This window comes from Nitrobacter sp. TKz-YC02 (assembly GCF_049852135.1).
Taxonomy (GTDB): Bacteria; Pseudomonadota; Alphaproteobacteria; order Rhizobiales; family Xanthobacteraceae; genus Nitrobacter; species Nitrobacter vulgaris.
Map to the genome: position 1 here is coordinate 3287863 of NZ_CP180728.1, position 16035 is coordinate 3303897.

13 protein-coding genes are annotated in these 16035 nt (G+C 54.3%); 8 read left to right on the forward strand and 5 right to left on the reverse strand.

The annotated features are described in order from the left end of the window. Positions 1 to 51 precede the first annotated feature (51 nt). A complete protein-coding gene (locus ACM561_RS15820) occupies positions 52 to 924 on the reverse strand; it encodes a phosphoribulokinase (RefSeq protein WP_079448256.1) in 873 nt (290 codons plus the stop codon). 12 nt (positions 925 to 936) lie between these two features. Next, on the reverse strand, positions 937 to 1974 hold the full coding sequence (locus ACM561_RS15825; RefSeq protein WP_425906266.1) for a class 1 fructose-bisphosphatase: 1038 nt from the start codon (positions 1972 to 1974) through the stop codon (positions 937 to 939). 128 nt (positions 1975 to 2102) lie between these two features. On the opposite strand from ACM561_RS15825, the gene ACM561_RS15830 reads away from it, so the two are divergent. From ACM561_RS15830 to ACM561_RS15840, 3 genes are all read left to right on the forward strand, one after another. Next, entirely contained in the window at positions 2103 to 3068 is a 966-nt protein-coding gene (locus tag ACM561_RS15830) for a LysR family transcriptional regulator (protein ID WP_425906267.1), read from the forward strand. A 741-nt stretch (positions 3069 to 3809) separates the two neighbouring features. Beyond that, positions 3810 to 4238 (forward strand): hypothetical protein, encoded by a 429-nt coding sequence (locus tag ACM561_RS15835; protein WP_425906269.1) that lies wholly within the window; start codon positions 3810 to 3812, stop codon positions 4236 to 4238. 87 nt (positions 4239 to 4325) lie between these two features. Then, positions 4326 to 4691, forward strand: coding sequence for a hypothetical protein (locus ACM561_RS15840; protein WP_425906271.1), 366 nt, complete (start codon positions 4326 to 4328; stop codon positions 4689 to 4691). A 740-nt stretch (positions 4692 to 5431) separates the two neighbouring features. On the opposite strand, the gene ACM561_RS15845 is transcribed toward ACM561_RS15840, so the two are convergent. Next, positions 5432 to 5983, reverse strand: coding sequence for a recombinase family protein (locus ACM561_RS15845; protein ID WP_425906273.1), 552 nt, complete (start codon positions 5981 to 5983; stop codon positions 5432 to 5434). 343 nt (positions 5984 to 6326) lie between these two features. Next, positions 6327 to 6893, reverse strand: coding sequence for a DUF5625 family protein (locus ACM561_RS15850; RefSeq protein ID WP_425906275.1), 567 nt, complete (start codon positions 6891 to 6893; stop codon positions 6327 to 6329). A 339-nt stretch (positions 6894 to 7232) separates the two neighbouring features. Here ACM561_RS15850 and ACM561_RS15855 point away from each other — a divergent pair, with 339 nt between their 5' ends. Further along, positions 7233 to 10445 carry a phage tail tape measure protein gene (locus tag ACM561_RS15855; protein ID WP_425906276.1) on the forward strand — a complete coding sequence of 1071 codons (3213 nt, stop codon included), beginning with the start codon at positions 7233 to 7235 and terminating at the stop codon, positions 10443 to 10445. Positions 10446 to 10987: 542 nt separating this feature from the next. Here ACM561_RS15855 and ACM561_RS15860 read toward each other — a convergent pair. Then, a complete protein-coding gene (locus ACM561_RS15860; protein WP_425906278.1) occupies positions 10988 to 12160 on the reverse strand; it encodes an eCIS core domain-containing protein in 1173 nt (390 codons plus the stop codon). A gap of 635 nt (positions 12161 to 12795) precedes the next feature. Here ACM561_RS15860 and ACM561_RS15865 point away from each other — a divergent pair. From ACM561_RS15865 to ACM561_RS15880, 4 genes are all read left to right on the forward strand, one after another. Beyond that, positions 12796 to 13833 (forward strand): helix-turn-helix domain-containing protein, encoded by a 1038-nt coding sequence (locus ACM561_RS15865; RefSeq protein ID WP_425906280.1) that lies wholly within the window; start codon positions 12796 to 12798, stop codon positions 13831 to 13833. Between the two features lie 581 nt (positions 13834 to 14414). Further along, the gene (locus ACM561_RS15870) at positions 14415 to 14618 is read left to right on the forward strand and encodes a hypothetical protein (RefSeq protein WP_425906282.1); all 204 of its coding nucleotides are present in this window, start codon (positions 14415 to 14417) and stop codon (positions 14616 to 14618) included. Then, positions 14615 to 15022: a hypothetical protein gene (locus ACM561_RS15875; protein ID WP_425906284.1), complete on the forward strand. Its 408-nt coding sequence runs from the start codon at positions 14615 to 14617 to the stop codon at positions 15020 to 15022. The genes ACM561_RS15870 and ACM561_RS15875 overlap by 4 nt, the downstream gene beginning before the upstream one ends. After that, positions 15022 to 15444, forward strand: a complete 423-nt coding sequence (locus ACM561_RS15880) for a hypothetical protein (protein WP_425906285.1) — start codon at positions 15022 to 15024, stop codon at positions 15442 to 15444. The genes ACM561_RS15875 and ACM561_RS15880 overlap by 1 nt, the downstream gene beginning before the upstream one ends. Positions 15445 to 16035: the final 591 nt, after the last annotated feature.

Genomic DNA, 16035 nt, shown 5'->3' on the forward strand with positions numbered 1-16035 from the left:
CGCCCCGTCTCGACGCTGCAGGGGCTGACGATATCGGAAATACGATTCCAATCATGCGCGCTTCTTTCGCTCGATGAGCTGAAGGATCAGCGGCGTCAGGATCAACTGCATCGCGAGGTCCAGCTTGGAGCCGTGGATGACGATCGAGTTGGCGCGCGACATGAAGCTGCTCGGAATCATCGACAGCAGATACGGAAAATCGATCCCGCGCGGATTCTTGAGGCGGATGACGACCATCGACTCGTCGGGCGTCGGTATCCACCGGGAGATGAACGGGTTCGAAGTATCCACCGTCGGCACGCGTTGGAAATTGATGTCCGTCTCAGCGAATTGAGGACAGATATAATTGACGTAATCCGGCATACGCCGAAGGATGGTGTCGGTGACCGCCTCGGTGGAATAGCCACGCGCATTCCGGTCGCGGTGCAGCTTCTGGATCCATTCGAGATTGATGACGGGAACGACACCGATCTTGAGATCCGCGTACTGAGCGACATTCACCTTGTCAGTCACAACGGCCCCGTGAAGACCCTCGTAGAACAACAAATCCGAAGCGTCGGGCAGAGGCTGCCAGTCGGTAAACGTTCCAGGAGGAACACCGTGCAGCGCCGATTCCGCATCGTCGTGAACATAGTATCGCGTGTTGCCCGTTCCGGTCTCGCCATAGCTACGGAACACACCCTCAAGTTCGGCGAACAAGTTCGTTTCAGGACTGAAATGACTGAAGTGCTTGTTGCCCTTGTCCGATTCCTCGGCCATGCGGGTGCGCATTTCAGCGCGATTGTAACGGTGGAAAGCGTCGCCTTCGATGTAGGCCGCAACGACATTCTCGCGGCGGAAAATCTGCTCGAAGGTTCGCTTGACGGACGTCGTACCGGCGCCCGACGAACCCGTAATTGATATGATGGGATGCTTCCTTGACACGATATCAGCCCCTCAAACGCGAAACAGACCGCGGTTCCCGAACAACGGCGCATTCGCTTCCAGAGCGACGTCGGGGACCGTATGCATATGTTCGAGCCGCTGGACGTTCTTGATCGAACCCATAATCAGCGGCACTCGCTGATGAAGACTGTCGGGTACGATATCGAGAACCCGCTTTCGTCCGGTCGAAGCGCCACCGCCTGCCTGCTCGACGATGAAAGCCATCGGGTGCGCCTCGTAAACCAGGCGCAGGCGCCCTTCCTCATAGCCGTCCCGAGCGTCTCCGGGATAGAGGAAAATACCGCCGCGAATAAGAATGCGGAAAGCCTCCGCGACGAGCGAGCCGATCCAGCGCATGTTGAAATTCTTGCCGCAGGGCCCATCGGCTCCCGCAAGGCACTCGTCGATATAGGCGCGAACCGGCAGGTCCCAATGCCGCCTGTTCGATGCATTGATCGCAAACTCGTTTGCGTCCGTCGGAATTTGCACTGACGATCCGGTGAGCTTGAACACCCTGTCGGCTCGGTCAAGCGTGAAGACGTCGACACCCCGCCCGAGCGTGAGAACGAGAGAGGTCTGCGGACCATAGACAACGAAACCGGCCGCAAGCTGCGCACTTCCTGCTTGCCTGAAAGCCGCATTGACATCGGAAGGCGTCGGCATGATTGAAAAAATCGTACCTACCGACATGTTCGTGTTGATGTTCGACGAACCGTCCAACGGATCGAATGCAACGCAGATCGGCGCGCCCGGATTCAAAATATCCAGATCCGCCATTTCCTCGGAGGCAAGCGCTGCGATCGGCAGCTTGCCGAGAGCGTCGCGAATAATTTGATCGGCGCGAACATCAAGATCCTTTTGAATGTCCCCGTCGGTGTTGCGACCTTGTGCCTGTCCGGTGATCCCGGCCAACGCTCCGCGGCAGGTCAGATCGGAAATATCGACCGCAGCCCGCGCAAGCGCAGCTACTGCTTCCTTCACTGCCTGGCGGAGCGGATCCGAACCCGCCTCGCCATCCATCCTTTGCTGCAGTGTCAGCTCTTGGCTCATTCAGACTCCCCCTCGGCCGCAATCTCCAAACAGCCGATTTGCCGCTTTCCAGAGCATCGCGAGAATTGACTCGTTGCATGTAATAAGTACAATTTCAATATCCTTCATCGCGGCAAAAATTTTCTTATATGATCACGAAGCTTCGCGACGTTACAATTCGGCAGCTTCGTGCTTTGGCATCGGTTGCGGTAGGGGGTAGCGTCACTGCCGCCGCTAACAAATTGCATTTGACTCAACCTGCGGTCACGCTGCAATTGCGAAATCTTCAGCAACTCTGCGGACTGCCTCTGCTCCAGCGAACCAGCGACGGCATGGTTCTCACGCCTGCTGGACAGGAGTTGTACACGCTTTTCGAGCGCATCGAAGCTGCGATCGAAAGTTGCGCAACGTCGCTCGACATGATCACCGGTCGAACCGGCGGGCGCATATCGATCGGCGCTGTCAGTACGGCAAAATATTTTGTCCCATTTGCGATTTCCGCGTTTTCGAAGCTTCATCCAGGGATGGACATCAGTCTGACGATCGTCAATCGCCAGGACATACGTCAGGCTCTGCGCAGCTATGCGCTCGATTTTGCAATCATGGGCCACCCGCCTCCCGATATCGAACTGGACAGGCATTTGATCGGCGACCATCCGCATGTCGTCATCGCGCCGACAGGACACCGGCTTGCAAACGCGTCCGGGCTTTCGGCGGTCGATTTGGCGCACGAAAGGTTCGTTTCCCGTAAGCCGGGCTCGGGTACACGATTCCTCATGGAACAGTTTTTTGAGAACAGCAATCTCGAGCCGCAGATCGGCATGGAGATGAGCAGCAACGAGACCATCAAGCAGGCGGTCATCGCCGGTCTCGGGATCGCTTTCATCTCGGCGCACACCGTGGCCGTGGAACTTAAGGAAGGCCGGATGATCACGCTCGACATCACCGGTCTTCCTATTATTCGGCAATGGTTCGTCGTCAGGAGGAAAGACAAGGTGTTGCTTCCTCCGGCGCAGGAAATGCTCGATTTCCTGGTCGAGAACGGCAAGCAGTTCCTGCCGCAGGCGCCGCTCGGCAGCGGCTGCCCTGATCCGAGGCCTGCGCAATCCAGGTAAATCGCCCCGGCAGGTTCGCGCGTGAGCAACCACCGCGCGATCTTGACGCAAAATGCGTCGGGTCGACGCATCACAGAACACTGAAACCGGAAAATGCATGCCAGACGATCTCGCGGCCCCGTAACAAGCGGTCCGACGTAAACAAGCACTAGCGCCTAGCATACGGCTAACGCACACTTGAGGGGTCAATTCGTCGCGCATCGCGTTGCGCGGCTGGCGCATCGAAATTATAAGTCATTGAAATGATGGTCGGAGTGGCAGGATTTGAACCTGCGACCCCTGCGTCCCGAACGCCGCTGTCTCGGCATAAATAATTGATATGTCTATATATTTCTGTTTTGACTTTGGCGGATTATCGCTGTTTGTTCACGGGCAATCGGTGGTTATTCGGTGGTTGGAAATGATCTTCGTTCGGACACTAACGGTTTGGATTTTAACGCTCTCCCCGGCCCTTGCTGCATCACCCTATTGCATCCCGAAAGCAGATGGCACCGATCGCATTCAGCGGACCGGTTCTTCGTGCCCGGTCGGATATTTCGCCACCGGACATTGCTGTCAGGCGTTGCATCGGGATACGAGAAAAGCGGTTCCGAAGATCAAGGGAACAACCTGTCCGTCAGCTTGGTTCGCCAGTAGCGGCGGCTATTGTGTCAGATATTGAGTCGGGTAGCCGCGAGCGCCCGCTCGCCACGTTGCTCCAGCTAACACCGCGAGCGCGGAATCAGTCGGGCGGGAGGCATAATGTTTTCGGCGATCATGTATCAGTGGCAGGTCTGGCGACTCAACAGGGAGCTAGACCGAATTGATCGACGCTACCGCACAAACCGGGAAGCCGACAAAGGGGCCACTGCTAACGCCGCGCCATGGTCGAGCGAGGCCAAATACACGGTGATGAATAGAATTTCGGTCCTTGAGACCACGTATCTGTTGCGTCGTGCTGCTCGTGAAAAGGTGCCAACGCCGGATAACGATGATGAAGATGCGTGGATCGAGGCTCGCGGAGGTGGCTACTATCTTACAACCTCGGCCTATTCCAACTTGCGGGCGGCCATCCGAAAGGAACGCAACGAAAAATGGGACTTTCGATTGAAAGTGTTCGGGCTTGTCGGGTCAACGGCAATAGGGACGATAGGCGCTCTCATAGGGCTTGTGACGGCCCTGAAGAAATGAAGCAGCGCCAGGCTTGCGAGCGTTGGCACCTCACTTGACGTGGCTCCCATCCATATATAGGCAGCATGCCGCTGACCGGGTGACACAATGGATCACACGCCAAATCTGGGTTCGATCATCGGCGGCCTCGGGGTCCTCTTCTGGCTGATCTACGGACTAAACTGGATTGTGCGAGAACAACGCACGAGGATCAGACTGGAAGGCATAAAAGAGGCCACCAGCGAAATAGCCTTCTTTGTGAGCCATAGTTATGAACGGCCCGGCGAACCGCTCCCCGAGCCAGTGGCGAAGGCGCTCGATAACTTGGCGCACGTTCGCAAACTGAGAACAGCGCAGCAACGATACGAGGCTTATGTTCGCGGTATTCGGATGCTCGGCGAAGCAATGGGCAAGGCCGCAAAGCAGCGGGGCTACGACGAAGGCTTTCAAGCGCAACGCACCGACAGATTATAGCCCGCCGCGCCGCTTGCGTTGACGATCAGGCCTCAATCCGATTCATCATCCGCATAACATGCGTAGCGGACCACGATCCACCGCGAGCGGTCCGAACACCGGAAGCATTCAGGCCTACTGCGATATCGGCGGACACGATAAAGGCGATCCCTCCCTATTAGGAGAAACCGCCTGCCCTTCCCAAGTGATGGCGCTTGCCTCAGCTGGCGCTAGCTACCTTTGCGCGACTGGCAATTTTCGCGATTGTTGCCAGGCTACATCCAGTAGCGTCCTGAACGGACGACCAATGGAGGACTATAGGTTCTAGGAACCGGGGGAGTCAGCTCACCGCTGGAATATGCCGCCATCGGGATGATCAAAAGGATGGGAATCTAGGTCGCCATCTTAGATCATGAGGGGGCGCGCATTGAACCTAAACCACGTTACCGAGTTCGCCTCATCAAGCAAGACGCATCAGTGGGGGCGCAAAGGCTCAAGAGGGACCAATGAGCGCCCTACGCAAATGGATCCTCGCTGTCGCAATCGTGGCATTGCCGACATGCTCATCCGCTCAGATTCAAAGCCGGGTGGATAGTCGGATAGATAGCCGGGTGGAAAGCCGCGTGCCCCAGGGGTTTGGTCATCCCCAAAGCACGCCCGAACAATATCCCCGGCTTTACAGCCAATGCTGGCGTGTCATTCGAATGCCGAGCGGCGTCTTCGTTTTGAACTGCCAACCCTATCCCCCGCTGTAATAATGATTATGCCGTCGTGCTTGCCATCGCCCGGTAAACAGAAGCCCGTCCGATCTTGAGCGCCTTGGCAATCGCCACCGGGCCCATGCCTTCAGCCTTTAGCGCACGGACCTTTTCAACATCGATTGATGGCTTCCGGCCCTTGTAGACATTGTTGGCCTTGGCCTTAGCGATACCTTCCAATTGGCGCTCCTTCCGCAGATTGGTCTCGAATTCAGCGAATACCCCCAGCATATCGAGGAATGCCTTCCCCGCTGCCGTGCTGGTATCGATCGGTTGTTCGGTGGCCTTGAGGCTTGCACCCTTGGAACGCACAGCCCTAACAATATCCTGTAGGTCACCAATGGAGCGGGCTAGTCGGTCAATTCGAGTCACGGTCAGCACGTCACCGGCTCGCAGGAAATCTAGGATCGTCTGCAACTCAACTCGCCCGGTGGTGCTAGTTCCTGAAACCTTTTCAGAACGGATCACATCACACCCCGCAACCCGGAGCGCCGCGATCTGAATGCTCAAGTCCTGATCGGTGGTGCTAACCCGCGCATAGCCAATCGTGGTCATTTGGATTGCCTCTGTCTCATTTGACTCTAGATGTTAAATTTCTAGTGTCTCAAAATATCTGAGTCAATCCTATTGAGACATTTATATTGTCTCACGGCGTTGTACCGCGAGGGTTTACCCTATTGGGACGCGATGGACTGATTGAGACAGAGCTAGGAACGAGACAGCGATCGCTCCGGCAGGACCAATCGCACCACCGAACAGTTTCCCTCTCCCGGCTTTCGATCAAGGGAGCTGATCACCGGGCAACAGTCCGAACATTCACGCCCGGGCAGCGGCCTCCGATCGAACACCCGCCAAGGCCATGCGTGGAGGTCTGGGAATCTGACCATGTTCCCCTAACTCACTTCCCATGACCACTGACGAGGCTCAGTTGCACTTCAATATCGTTGAAGGCGGGCTGCGGTTGTAAGCTGTAAACCTCGATTCGATGGTTACCTCGATTGAGGTGTAATCGGCCTATCATCCTGCCCTTAGAGTTTCGTGCGTGGCTCATATTGCATAACGAGTGGAAGGTTTGATCAACTACGGGAGCTTCTCCAGGTTTTGCGCGAACAACGACTCTGAAGGGAATGGGAAGGCCCAAGCGTGCGCGCGCTCGGTCCGGGATAGCGTCGTAGTCTGTATTGCTGGTACAGAAACTGCTGCCGTCTCCGTCTCCCACAAGCTTGTCTGCAATACGGGCTTCAATCGAAGGAAAGACAAATTCAAGTTCGAGCTGATACGACTTGTCCACCGGCACGTTGAATGCCCTATCGAGGATCAAGCCAGACTCTCGAAGGGAAACATCAGTAGCTGCAATCAAGGGCGGGAACGAGCAGAGCCCCGTGATAAACATTGCAAGCCCAATGATCTGTTTCTGGCAAAGACTGTAGGTGATCGGTCCCATATGGATCGTCTTCTGCGTCAAATGCTGTGATCTCGCGTCACTAGTTGTGTCGTCTTAAAACTTAGTTCTGAAATACTCGACAAAGCAACGAGACGTGTTGCCGTCGCCAAGCGCCCCCCAAGCATTCCCTCCAGTTTTCCCAGCGGTGGAATCGACGGCGGGGGTGAGTCGAGGTCAAAATTTTTTATGCGACTAGGCCCCAGTCTTGGGCAGTCCATTCCTACTAGCCAGCCCTAAAAGGCCATTTACTACCCGGTCCTTGATCCGGGCGTCCGTCCACCCCCACCCCTGAAACAAAAGCCCCCCCTTGTTCGGGAGGTTCAACCACGCGCGGCCAATAGCCGGCGCGAAAGGAACACTATGAGCGAAAACATCGAAGTAAAAACTACCCTCACGGCCCATGATCTCGCATCGCCGGTCCTGAAGGGCTTTCTCGCCAATCTCAAGAAACTTGAAGCCAACCTGAAAGGTTTCAATTCCCAGTTCGCGAATTTAGGCCGCGCCGGTGCAGCCTCGATAGCGGGGATCAACCGAGACGCCGAGTCGATGATCGCCAAAATGAATGGCGTGGCCGCCTCAGTGAAGTCGGCAAGCCGTTCGTATGCCGATGACTGGCGACGAGCGACGGATCAGCGGTTGAGCGACGCAAGATCAATGTACCGGCAGCTTGATCGTCTGGAGCGTGGTCATCAACGCCAGCTTGAACGACGCATTGCCGCAGAACGTAGGACCGGTTTCGGTCGTGAGTTTGGCCGCGCTCGAATGCCAGCACCGCATATTCGGACGCTCATGTTCGGCGGTGCGGCGGCTATCGGTGGAGTTGCTGGCGCGTTGTCGCAGCGCATGAAAGTCGAAGCGGCTGAGACTAAAGCCCGGATGTTTGGCGGCCTGACACCAAACGAGATCGTTGGACTTCGTAAAAGTTTTGCGGACCGTGCCGGAATCGTGTTCGGCGTCGGAGTCACGAAAGCCATTGAGACCGTTGTTGAGGGATTAAAGGCAGGCGTCGATTCTGCCAATGCAGCGGCATTCGGAGAGTTGGCGCTTCAAGCGCAAACCGGATTGGACATCGACTCCGGTGCAACGGCGAAACTGTTAGGCCGCATCACAACCCTAAAAGGTAGTTTCGATAAAAGCTATCTAGGCTCGGTGCTGAACGCCGTGGCAGTGGCGAACAATAGCACGGCAGCGGATGGCAACGAGATTGTTGAGGCTTTGCGCCGGTCGATATCGGCTACCGTCGCAACTAAGATATCGATGCAAGACCTTACTGCATTCGATGCCAGCGCCATCTCAGTCGGAATCCAGCCGTTCAAGGCTGGAACGTTCATGAGCTTTCTTACATCCGAACTCGCCAACGCTAAGAACGCGCGTGGTCAACGTGGAAAGGACCTGAATCAGGCGGCAAACATCCTAGGTTTGGGTGGCCGGTCCGGCTTGTCGGTTCAAATGATCGCAAAGCCGACTGAAACGTTGCTTACGATCTTTGATCGAATGATGCAGATGCCGGAAGCACTGCGGGCCAAGGTCGCTAACTTGGTCGGCATGCGTGAATGGTCCGGAGAACTGTTACAGCTTGCAGCCGCCCGTGACCTGATCGCCAAAACGCTAACGGAGATCGCTAACAAACCGAACTTTCTTCAGTCGGCGGCCCTTCTTAAGATCAAATCCATGGCCGGTCGCTGGGCATCGATCAAAGCGGCGTTTGGGCTGATCGTAGAGAAGATAGGAGCAGGTCTGACCGAGGCGTTCGATTCCGTATCCAACGCTGTGATCGATCTTGCAGCAAACTTTGATTTCAACACTCTCAAAGATCACTTTGCCGCCTTGACCAATGGCTTGCGCGATGGATTTGGCCTCAAAAATTGGGGTGATGCTGTTAAGTCGCTGGCATCATCGTTTGATGCTGGAAGCGTCAACAAGTGGTTCAAATTCGGAAAAGGTTTTGCAGAGGGGCTCCGCGAGACCGTCACCATGCTGAAGGGCGCATTCACCGGAATAGCCTCGTTGTTCGGGAAGGGTGACGCTGAGTCGATGGGTAAGTTCACCGCCCGATTGCTCGGACTCACGGTCGCGCTGGCCTTGGTTGCGCCAGTGGTCAATGTATTGGGCTCTATTAGTCTATTTCTCTTGACCATCGGCGCGGTTGCAAGTGGTGCCGCTACCGGCATTGCCGCCTTGTTCCTTGCGTTGACGGTTGGACTCAAACTGTCTCTGTCCTGGGTGGCCGACAAGATTTTCGGTGCGTTCACGGCGATCGTTGATCCCATCGTCGGGGCGATAAAATCCATCGTCACGAAAACATGGGGATGGCTTAAGGGGCTATTCGGATTCAGCCCATCATCCAGCGGTGGCGCTTCGGGAAGCTGGGAAGAGTCGTCGTTCTCAGATACCCGTAAACAGGTTGCAGCCATATCGGCCTCACCAGCCTCATATTCGGCCTCACCAGCCTCATATATTGGCTCCGACGTTTCCGGTGTCACCGGTGGTGCTCTGTCGCGAACGGCCTTCGAATCCACCTTCGCCGGGAGTGCATTGGCCAGCCAATACGACGCGATCAACGCTGCCGCAAAGGCGAACGGTTTGCCTCCCGCTTTGTTGGCTGCCGTCATCGCGCATGAAACCGGTCGTGGTCGCAATGTCAGAGGAAATAATGTCGCTGGATTGATGAACCCGGAGACTAACTTCCGAACGAAGCAGGGCTTCGCAACGATCAATGATGGTATCTCTGCCGCTGGTCGCGTGGTCGGTAAGAACTACCGGGTTGCCGGGGGCGATCTTAATAGGATGGGCCAGAGATACGCGGAAGTCGGTGCTGCCAATGATCCAAACAACCTCAACGCTGGATGGGTTAGCGGAGTCCGAAGCTTCCGAAACCGGCTATCCGGTGGCGTCGGAGGAGCAGGTTACGCCGGCCTTGGTGATCCATTGTCGGCGGCAGAGCAATATTTGGGGAAATCTGAGTACACCAACCGCGCCGAGCTTTCGAACCTGATCGGTCACGATGTCGCGGGCAATGCCAACGCATGGTGCGCTCGGTTCGTTAACACGATGCTCGATAAAACCGGCGGCAAGGGCACCGGTAGCGCCATCGCGAACAGCTTCCTGCGATACGGCGAACGGGTTATTGACAAGGCCAGCGTCGCAAGCGGTGACGTGTTGGTTCAGCCTAATGGCCGGGGCGTAGATCAGCCGGGGGGCCATGTCGGTTTCGCAACTGGTAGAACTCGCGAGGTCGACGGTCGCCTTCAGCTCGAAATGCGATCGGGCAATGATGGGGATTCCGTCAGGGACTCATGGCGCGATGCTTCGAAGCTTGAAGTCCGGCGCGGCCTTACTGCCAACGTCCCACCCGCCGACATGATTGCGAATGTCCCGCCGTCGTCTGGTTCGGAAACATCCGCTCTTCTCAAGCGGAACGGATCAGCGGTCCTTGGTAATGCCGGTGGCCCTGTCGCGATCAATATCAACGGCAACAGCCATGACCCTGAAGCTCTCGCCACGTTGGTGCAACGTCGTATTGACGAAGCGATGAATTGGCAAATGCACGACATAGGCCACGCACTGACGTGACCACCGCCTAAAATTTTGCTGCCGTTTGCACGTATACAAACGAATGCAAATGGACTCGTGAATAGACCGACTTGATAATTCGTCAGGCCGGTCGATTCCGATCGTAAATTTATTGGAGAAAAAAATTGGATTATAAAAATTACGACATCAATTTCGAAGATGACGTTGGCCGATACGTTGCTAGGACGCACGACGACGACCTTTTTTACATGGTGTCATTCAACAAATCACGCTTAATTAAGGCGATCGATCAACTTTGGGAGCACTGTGAAATAATGTGCTCGATAGGCCGTGATCCTGGAACGATTGACGGTCAACCATTTCCCGGATGGATCAGGACTTGGCTGAAGACGGATGCAGATAGAGTCGATCTCGATCAAGAATCCGCCCTTGGCAACCTTTGCTAGAATGTCCCCAAAATGCCAACTATAAGACCGTCTTACGAGGCGGCCTTATTTTTGGGTACAACTGAATGCTGATTTCTCTGATGTCATTTGAGACATGAGACAGCATTTTACGCCTTCAGGATCGAAGCCAGCCGCTCAATTGCAGGTGAGTGAAACTGTCTCGACATCTTGCTGCTCGGACCATCCGCTACGAAAATTGAACCGTCTTCCGTCCGTGTCGACGGTGAACATATGCTTGACCGCAGTTTGATTTTCCCAAACTCTTTTCGTCGGGCCTATGCTTTCCGCATAGTAAAAATAGCGCTGAGGGAGGAAATGGACTCGCCGATCGTCATCTTCCAAATAAAACTCTTCCTTGGGATTGAGACGCCAATACCCCGTCGCTTTAAAACTTGGAGCGAGGTAGGCGAGCGCAAAGTCAATCGTCTCGCGGCACAAATTCTGAACTTTGATTTGGATGCCGTAGTAAATTCTCCTCATATACGATGCTTTGGCGATGGCGGCCGCCTCGAAATCAATGGCGTCGTGAATATTCACACTCCTTTTCTGCAGAATTTTTCCCGCAGATTTTGCGACATATTCTGCAATGAAAGGACGTACTCCACCCCGTTTTGCGTATTGCACAGAGTGCTCGACTTCGTGGAAAAGTAATTCGACGCCTTCCTTTGTATCGAGGTCGATATCTCCGGGAAAGAAAATATCGTTCCCAACTGTTATTGCTTGACCATGGACAGTGTTAATTCCTGTTGCAAAGCGAATGTGCTCCATATTGATCGGCGTGTAGTGGTGTGACACGCTCTGGATTATCTCCTTAGGAATAGAGCGCCATCTGTGCTTCGCTTGGGTTTGTAGGTAACCGAAATAGTTATCTACGACGATTGCCAAGTGACCGTAGAGAGCATCGGACAAAATATTCTTTGGGCAGTCTTTGACGTTGAGAAAACACGATTTTAGACTTTCCCCACTAATTGGGCCAATACCTGGGCCTCCGGGTCCAAGCAGACCGCCCGGTCCAAGCGGTGACATGGGGAGTGTAAGTATTGGGCCAGCCACGGGGATTTGGCACGTCGATTTTCGGATTTCGCAAGCGGGGTCGTTGCCTCTAATCTTGCATTTTCCGAACATACTGACCAAGCAGCGATTGCACTTTTCATTTGGATCGCATGCGGAGGCACGGCTCGGTGAGAAGTGCAAAATACAAATAACTGCGCATATGATCTTTGTTAAAAAAATGCCACTCTGAAACAAAGGCGTTTCAATCGCGTCGTTCTGGCCTCCTATGGTACTTCCAAGAGCGATCATGGGCATCGTGCCTCCATACAACCACCCAAGCGGAAGCCAAGAAGACACGCAAGCTCTGGTTGCGGAAGAATACGGCTTCCTCAAGCGAAGATGTTCAAGTTCGAATGGGGATAGAAGGTAGAGGCAACGCCCGCCTGGGCTCAACTCAGGCCTCTAGGTGATGTCAGTTATTGCGCCGCCCTCGGCGTGGTCAGTACTGCTATTTCCGGCGACGCCATCGTTGGTGGATCACGTCCGCCCATGGCATGGAGCATAAGCCCTCAGGGGCCGGAGGCCGGCTGCATCAGATTGATTTACGTGTCAAGTACTTAGGTTGATTTTATTAGAAATTTATGCTAGGACATAAATCCAAGCAGAAGAAATATTCAGGAATTTAAACATATGGTACGATCTAAGAAACCACCGCAGCCATCACAGACTTACGTTGGACTGATGATGCTGGACGACGTTGTCGAGGCAATGGACCGACAAGCAGGCTATCGGCAGAGGGCTGCATTCGTTCGCGAAGCTGTCAAAGAGAAACTTGCTCGCGATGCTAGCGAAAAGGCCGCCGCGTAATCACCATCCAAAAACGCCAAAAGCCCGCACGGGAATGCGGGCCTTAGCGAGAACGTTCAACAACCTAAAACTGAAATTGAATAATGCCTGAAAATTCGAAAAAAATCAACTCCGATGAGCCTTTCATCACATCGCCCGATGGAGTGAGAATCCAAATCACCGCAGGTCGCAAACTTCAGCAAATCCGAACTTTCATGCGCGATCCGAAAATTACAGATGCGCAGTTTCGGGTGCTAGCCTGTCTTGTTGACCGGCTGAATGACGGCACGAAGGATCAAGAGAGTCGTTGGGGTTCTGCATATCCTCAATATGAAACGCTGGCGAATGATGTCGCGAAAGATATTCGATCCACTAAGCGGATCATCAAAGAATTGGAAACAGGCCAGCGTGAAACTCGCACCAGGGGCGTGACGAAACTTGTCCCATGCAGGGAGGTTCTGAGCGTTGAGCGTTCGGAAGCTAAACCTGGAAGAGGTGATGTTAATCAATATCGTTTGAAGGAATGGGGAGCCTTTGTCGAGAATAAGGGTGACGTCACCAGTCAGGAAGGGTGTGGTCACCTGTCAACGAAGGGTGCGGTCACCGGCAAGGAAGGGTGCGGTGACCTGTCAGGAAGGGTGCGGTCACCGGTAAAGAAGGGTGCGGTCACGTCACCCGATTCTACTCATCCACTCCCCTCAGCATCCAACTCATCAAATACAAACTCATCAAACTCAAAGAACGCCTCCGGCGGTGGTCCGGCTAATTCTCAGGTTCAAAGAAAAGGGGATAATGATAACGAGTCGAGAAATGACGACCGGTCAACATCACCTTGGCCGGATGATTACAGGAAAAAGTTTTGGGATCTGTATCCCCGTAAACCTGGAGACAGCCGGAGCAAAGCACTAGCAAAGCTCGAACGGATTGAAAGATCGGACTCTGTGGAATTCTCAGATCTGATGAAGGGTCTTGGATATTACGCAGCCAGAATGAACGAGAGAGTTCAGAAAAATCCGGATGACAGGAAGTTCATCGCAGCAGCTCAAAACTGGCTTGATCAAGCCAGATGGGAAACTGAAGAGCCGGTAAGCTTGAAAGATAAACATGCTGCGATCAAAGCTAGGGTGAAGGTGGCGATTTAAGTCGACACCGCTTCCTCCTCTGAGATCGTTCAGGTTTGGATAGGAAAGGCATCGAAATCCGGATGCTTTCCTTTCCTACACAAAGACCCGCCAGTGAGATTCGCCGTCTCACCGGCGGGTTCCCCATCCGGAACCCTATAACCTCACCACCAACCAATCTACCCCACCTAGCGGGGCCTTCTAACCGGGCCTCCGGAGAAAATCTGAGATTCGGACAAACAGTCCCGTTCCCTGCCAAGGTGTTCTTGGGCAAGGTCGTCAGGTCGAGGAGCGTACAATCTAGGTCAAACAGGTCAGCGAGGGGAAGGTCTGCCGCCTCCCACCTTTCCCTCTCCATAAAAGGATAATATTCCTATATGTGTTTTCACTCCGAACGAACTGGCTAGAATCTCATTTGCGTCCGTAAAACATGGATAACTCGTGGAAGGACGTGAGGGAAAAATAAGAAACTTTGAGTTTTGGTATTGACAAATATGGGGGGGTGTGAGACAATTAGTCCTATCATAGGGACTTTATACCCAATCAAATAGTCAACCTCAACCCGTCGCAAATCGCGGCGGGTTTTTCATTTTAGGAAACCAATGAAATTCGATGCAAAAACCTTAGCAGCGGAGCCGATGAAAAATATCACCTTTGCTCTGCCCGAGTCCGTGATCGATCGGATCGATCGCCTTGCCGCCAAGCAGGACGTGTCCTGCCCGAACCGAAGCGCATGGCTTCGAAGCGTCATCCTGTCAGCCATCACCCGCGAACACCGGGCAGCGGAAAAGACGGTGACGGCATGAGCAATCTCGAAGACATTCTCGCGAATGAGATTCAACGTCAGGGCTTCCGAACTACACCGGATGCTTTCCGAAACATACTGATCGAATGTACCGGTCGCGTCGATGATGGTGGGGAGTTCGTGTTATTTCCGTACCCGAACGAAGAGGGCGTTCGAAGCATTGCGATCGGCGATTTTATTAGGAGTTATCGACAAACCAGGCCGGATGCGTTCACGCCCATCACCAGCCAGGATACATCCCAACCAGATGACGGTCACGGCTATTCCGGCCTTACCGCTTCATACATCGAAGAAAATCGCCGGACTAAGCTTTCAGGCAAGCCGGAAAATAGCCATCGACACACCGGTAAAACGCTCGAAATGATGAGCGAGATTATCGCGGCTCGTAAAGGGGCGGTCCGATGATGAAAACGGTCAATCAAATCCGCGCTGAGACCATGGAGCGGAGTCACGCATTCGCCGACGTGATTGCGCTCCGTGACAAGCTTGCGGATGCCAGAAACCGCCTCGCCGCTGTTAAGGCAGACCTCGCCGCACGGCCACGCCAGCCGACAGAAACCCGCGACCGAATCCGCGATCATGTTGCGGACCTTGAGTCTAACCTCAACAAGGCTGAGGCATGGTGCAGAGAGATCAATCCCGATCAGCTTCTTAAGCACGACTCCAAACTTGTCGCCGCAGAAGAGGCTACTAGGGCCCTCAGGGAGGCTGAGGAGGCCGCTCACGAGATCGCCCTAGCGGAAGGCCGTAAAACGGCAGCGGTCGCCGGACAGGCCCGCCTTGAGGCTAGAAAGCGCCAACAGACGGAAGCCATCGAATATCAGTAAGCCGGGAAGGCTTCCCGGATTTTTGAGCGGGAAGCGAGAACAGCCGCGTGGGTGTGGGGGTTTCGAATGGACTCACCAGGTGCAAGCCCTCAGTGTTGTCCTTCCCCTCACCGTCAAAGCCGTGACTGAATATGGTTTGTTTTACCGATAATAATCATGTCCGAATGGTCGGACCGAACACGCCACTTCGGCTCAAGGACGCGGTTGCCATCGCCTTCCCGGCCGGTGGGATGACTATCGCGGGACTTCGAAAAGAAATCCTTCGAGGTCGTCTGCAAGCTGAGAAGATCGCCAATAAGGTTTTCATTACGCTAGCCGGTATTGAGCGAATGCGTGAACTTTGCAGAATTGACACCGCGCCAACGGAGAAGCCAGCCGAGATCAGCCATAATCGAAAGTGGTCAGATCAACTATCCTCGGCGGCAATCCTGCGAGATCGATTGCAACCGGTTGGCAAAAAGGACGCTGCATAGGATATGTTGTCTCGGACTCGGAGGCAGTATGGCGAGACAATCCAAGGGACCGCACTTATGGAAACGAAAGGCGCGGTTTGATCGGAGTGGAAAGCAGATATCGGCAGCGGTTTGGTTG

Excerpts from the sequence above, each read along its gene's own strand:
- ACM561_RS15825 (WP_425906266.1), bottom strand. The coding sequence starts at position 1,974 with ATGAGCCAAGAGCTGACACTGCAGCAAAGGATGGATGGCGAGGCGGGT.
- ACM561_RS15830 (WP_425906267.1), top strand. The coding sequence starts at position 2,103 with ATGATCACGAAGCTTCGCGACGTTACAATTCGGCAGCTTCGTGCTTTG.
- ACM561_RS15835 (WP_425906269.1), top strand. The coding sequence starts at position 3,810 with ATGTTTTCGGCGATCATGTATCAGTGGCAGGTCTGGCGACTCAACAGG.
- ACM561_RS15840 (WP_425906271.1), top strand. The coding sequence starts at position 4,326 with ATGGATCACACGCCAAATCTGGGTTCGATCATCGGCGGCCTCGGGGTC.
- ACM561_RS15845 (WP_425906273.1), bottom strand. The coding sequence starts at position 5,983 with ATGACCACGATTGGCTATGCGCGGGTTAGCACCACCGATCAGGACTTG.
- ACM561_RS15855 (WP_425906276.1), top strand. The coding sequence starts at position 7,233 with ATGAGCGAAAACATCGAAGTAAAAACTACCCTCACGGCCCATGATCTC.
- ACM561_RS15860 (WP_425906278.1), bottom strand. The coding sequence starts at position 12,160 with ATGCCCATGATCGCTCTTGGAAGTACCATAGGAGGCCAGAACGACGCG.
- ACM561_RS15865 (WP_425906280.1), top strand. The coding sequence starts at position 12,796 with ATGCCTGAAAATTCGAAAAAAATCAACTCCGATGAGCCTTTCATCACA.
- ACM561_RS15870 (WP_425906282.1), top strand. The coding sequence starts at position 14,415 with ATGAAATTCGATGCAAAAACCTTAGCAGCGGAGCCGATGAAAAATATC.
- ACM561_RS15875 (WP_425906284.1), top strand. The coding sequence starts at position 14,615 with ATGAGCAATCTCGAAGACATTCTCGCGAATGAGATTCAACGTCAGGGC.
- ACM561_RS15880 (WP_425906285.1), top strand. The coding sequence starts at position 15,022 with ATGAAAACGGTCAATCAAATCCGCGCTGAGACCATGGAGCGGAGTCAC.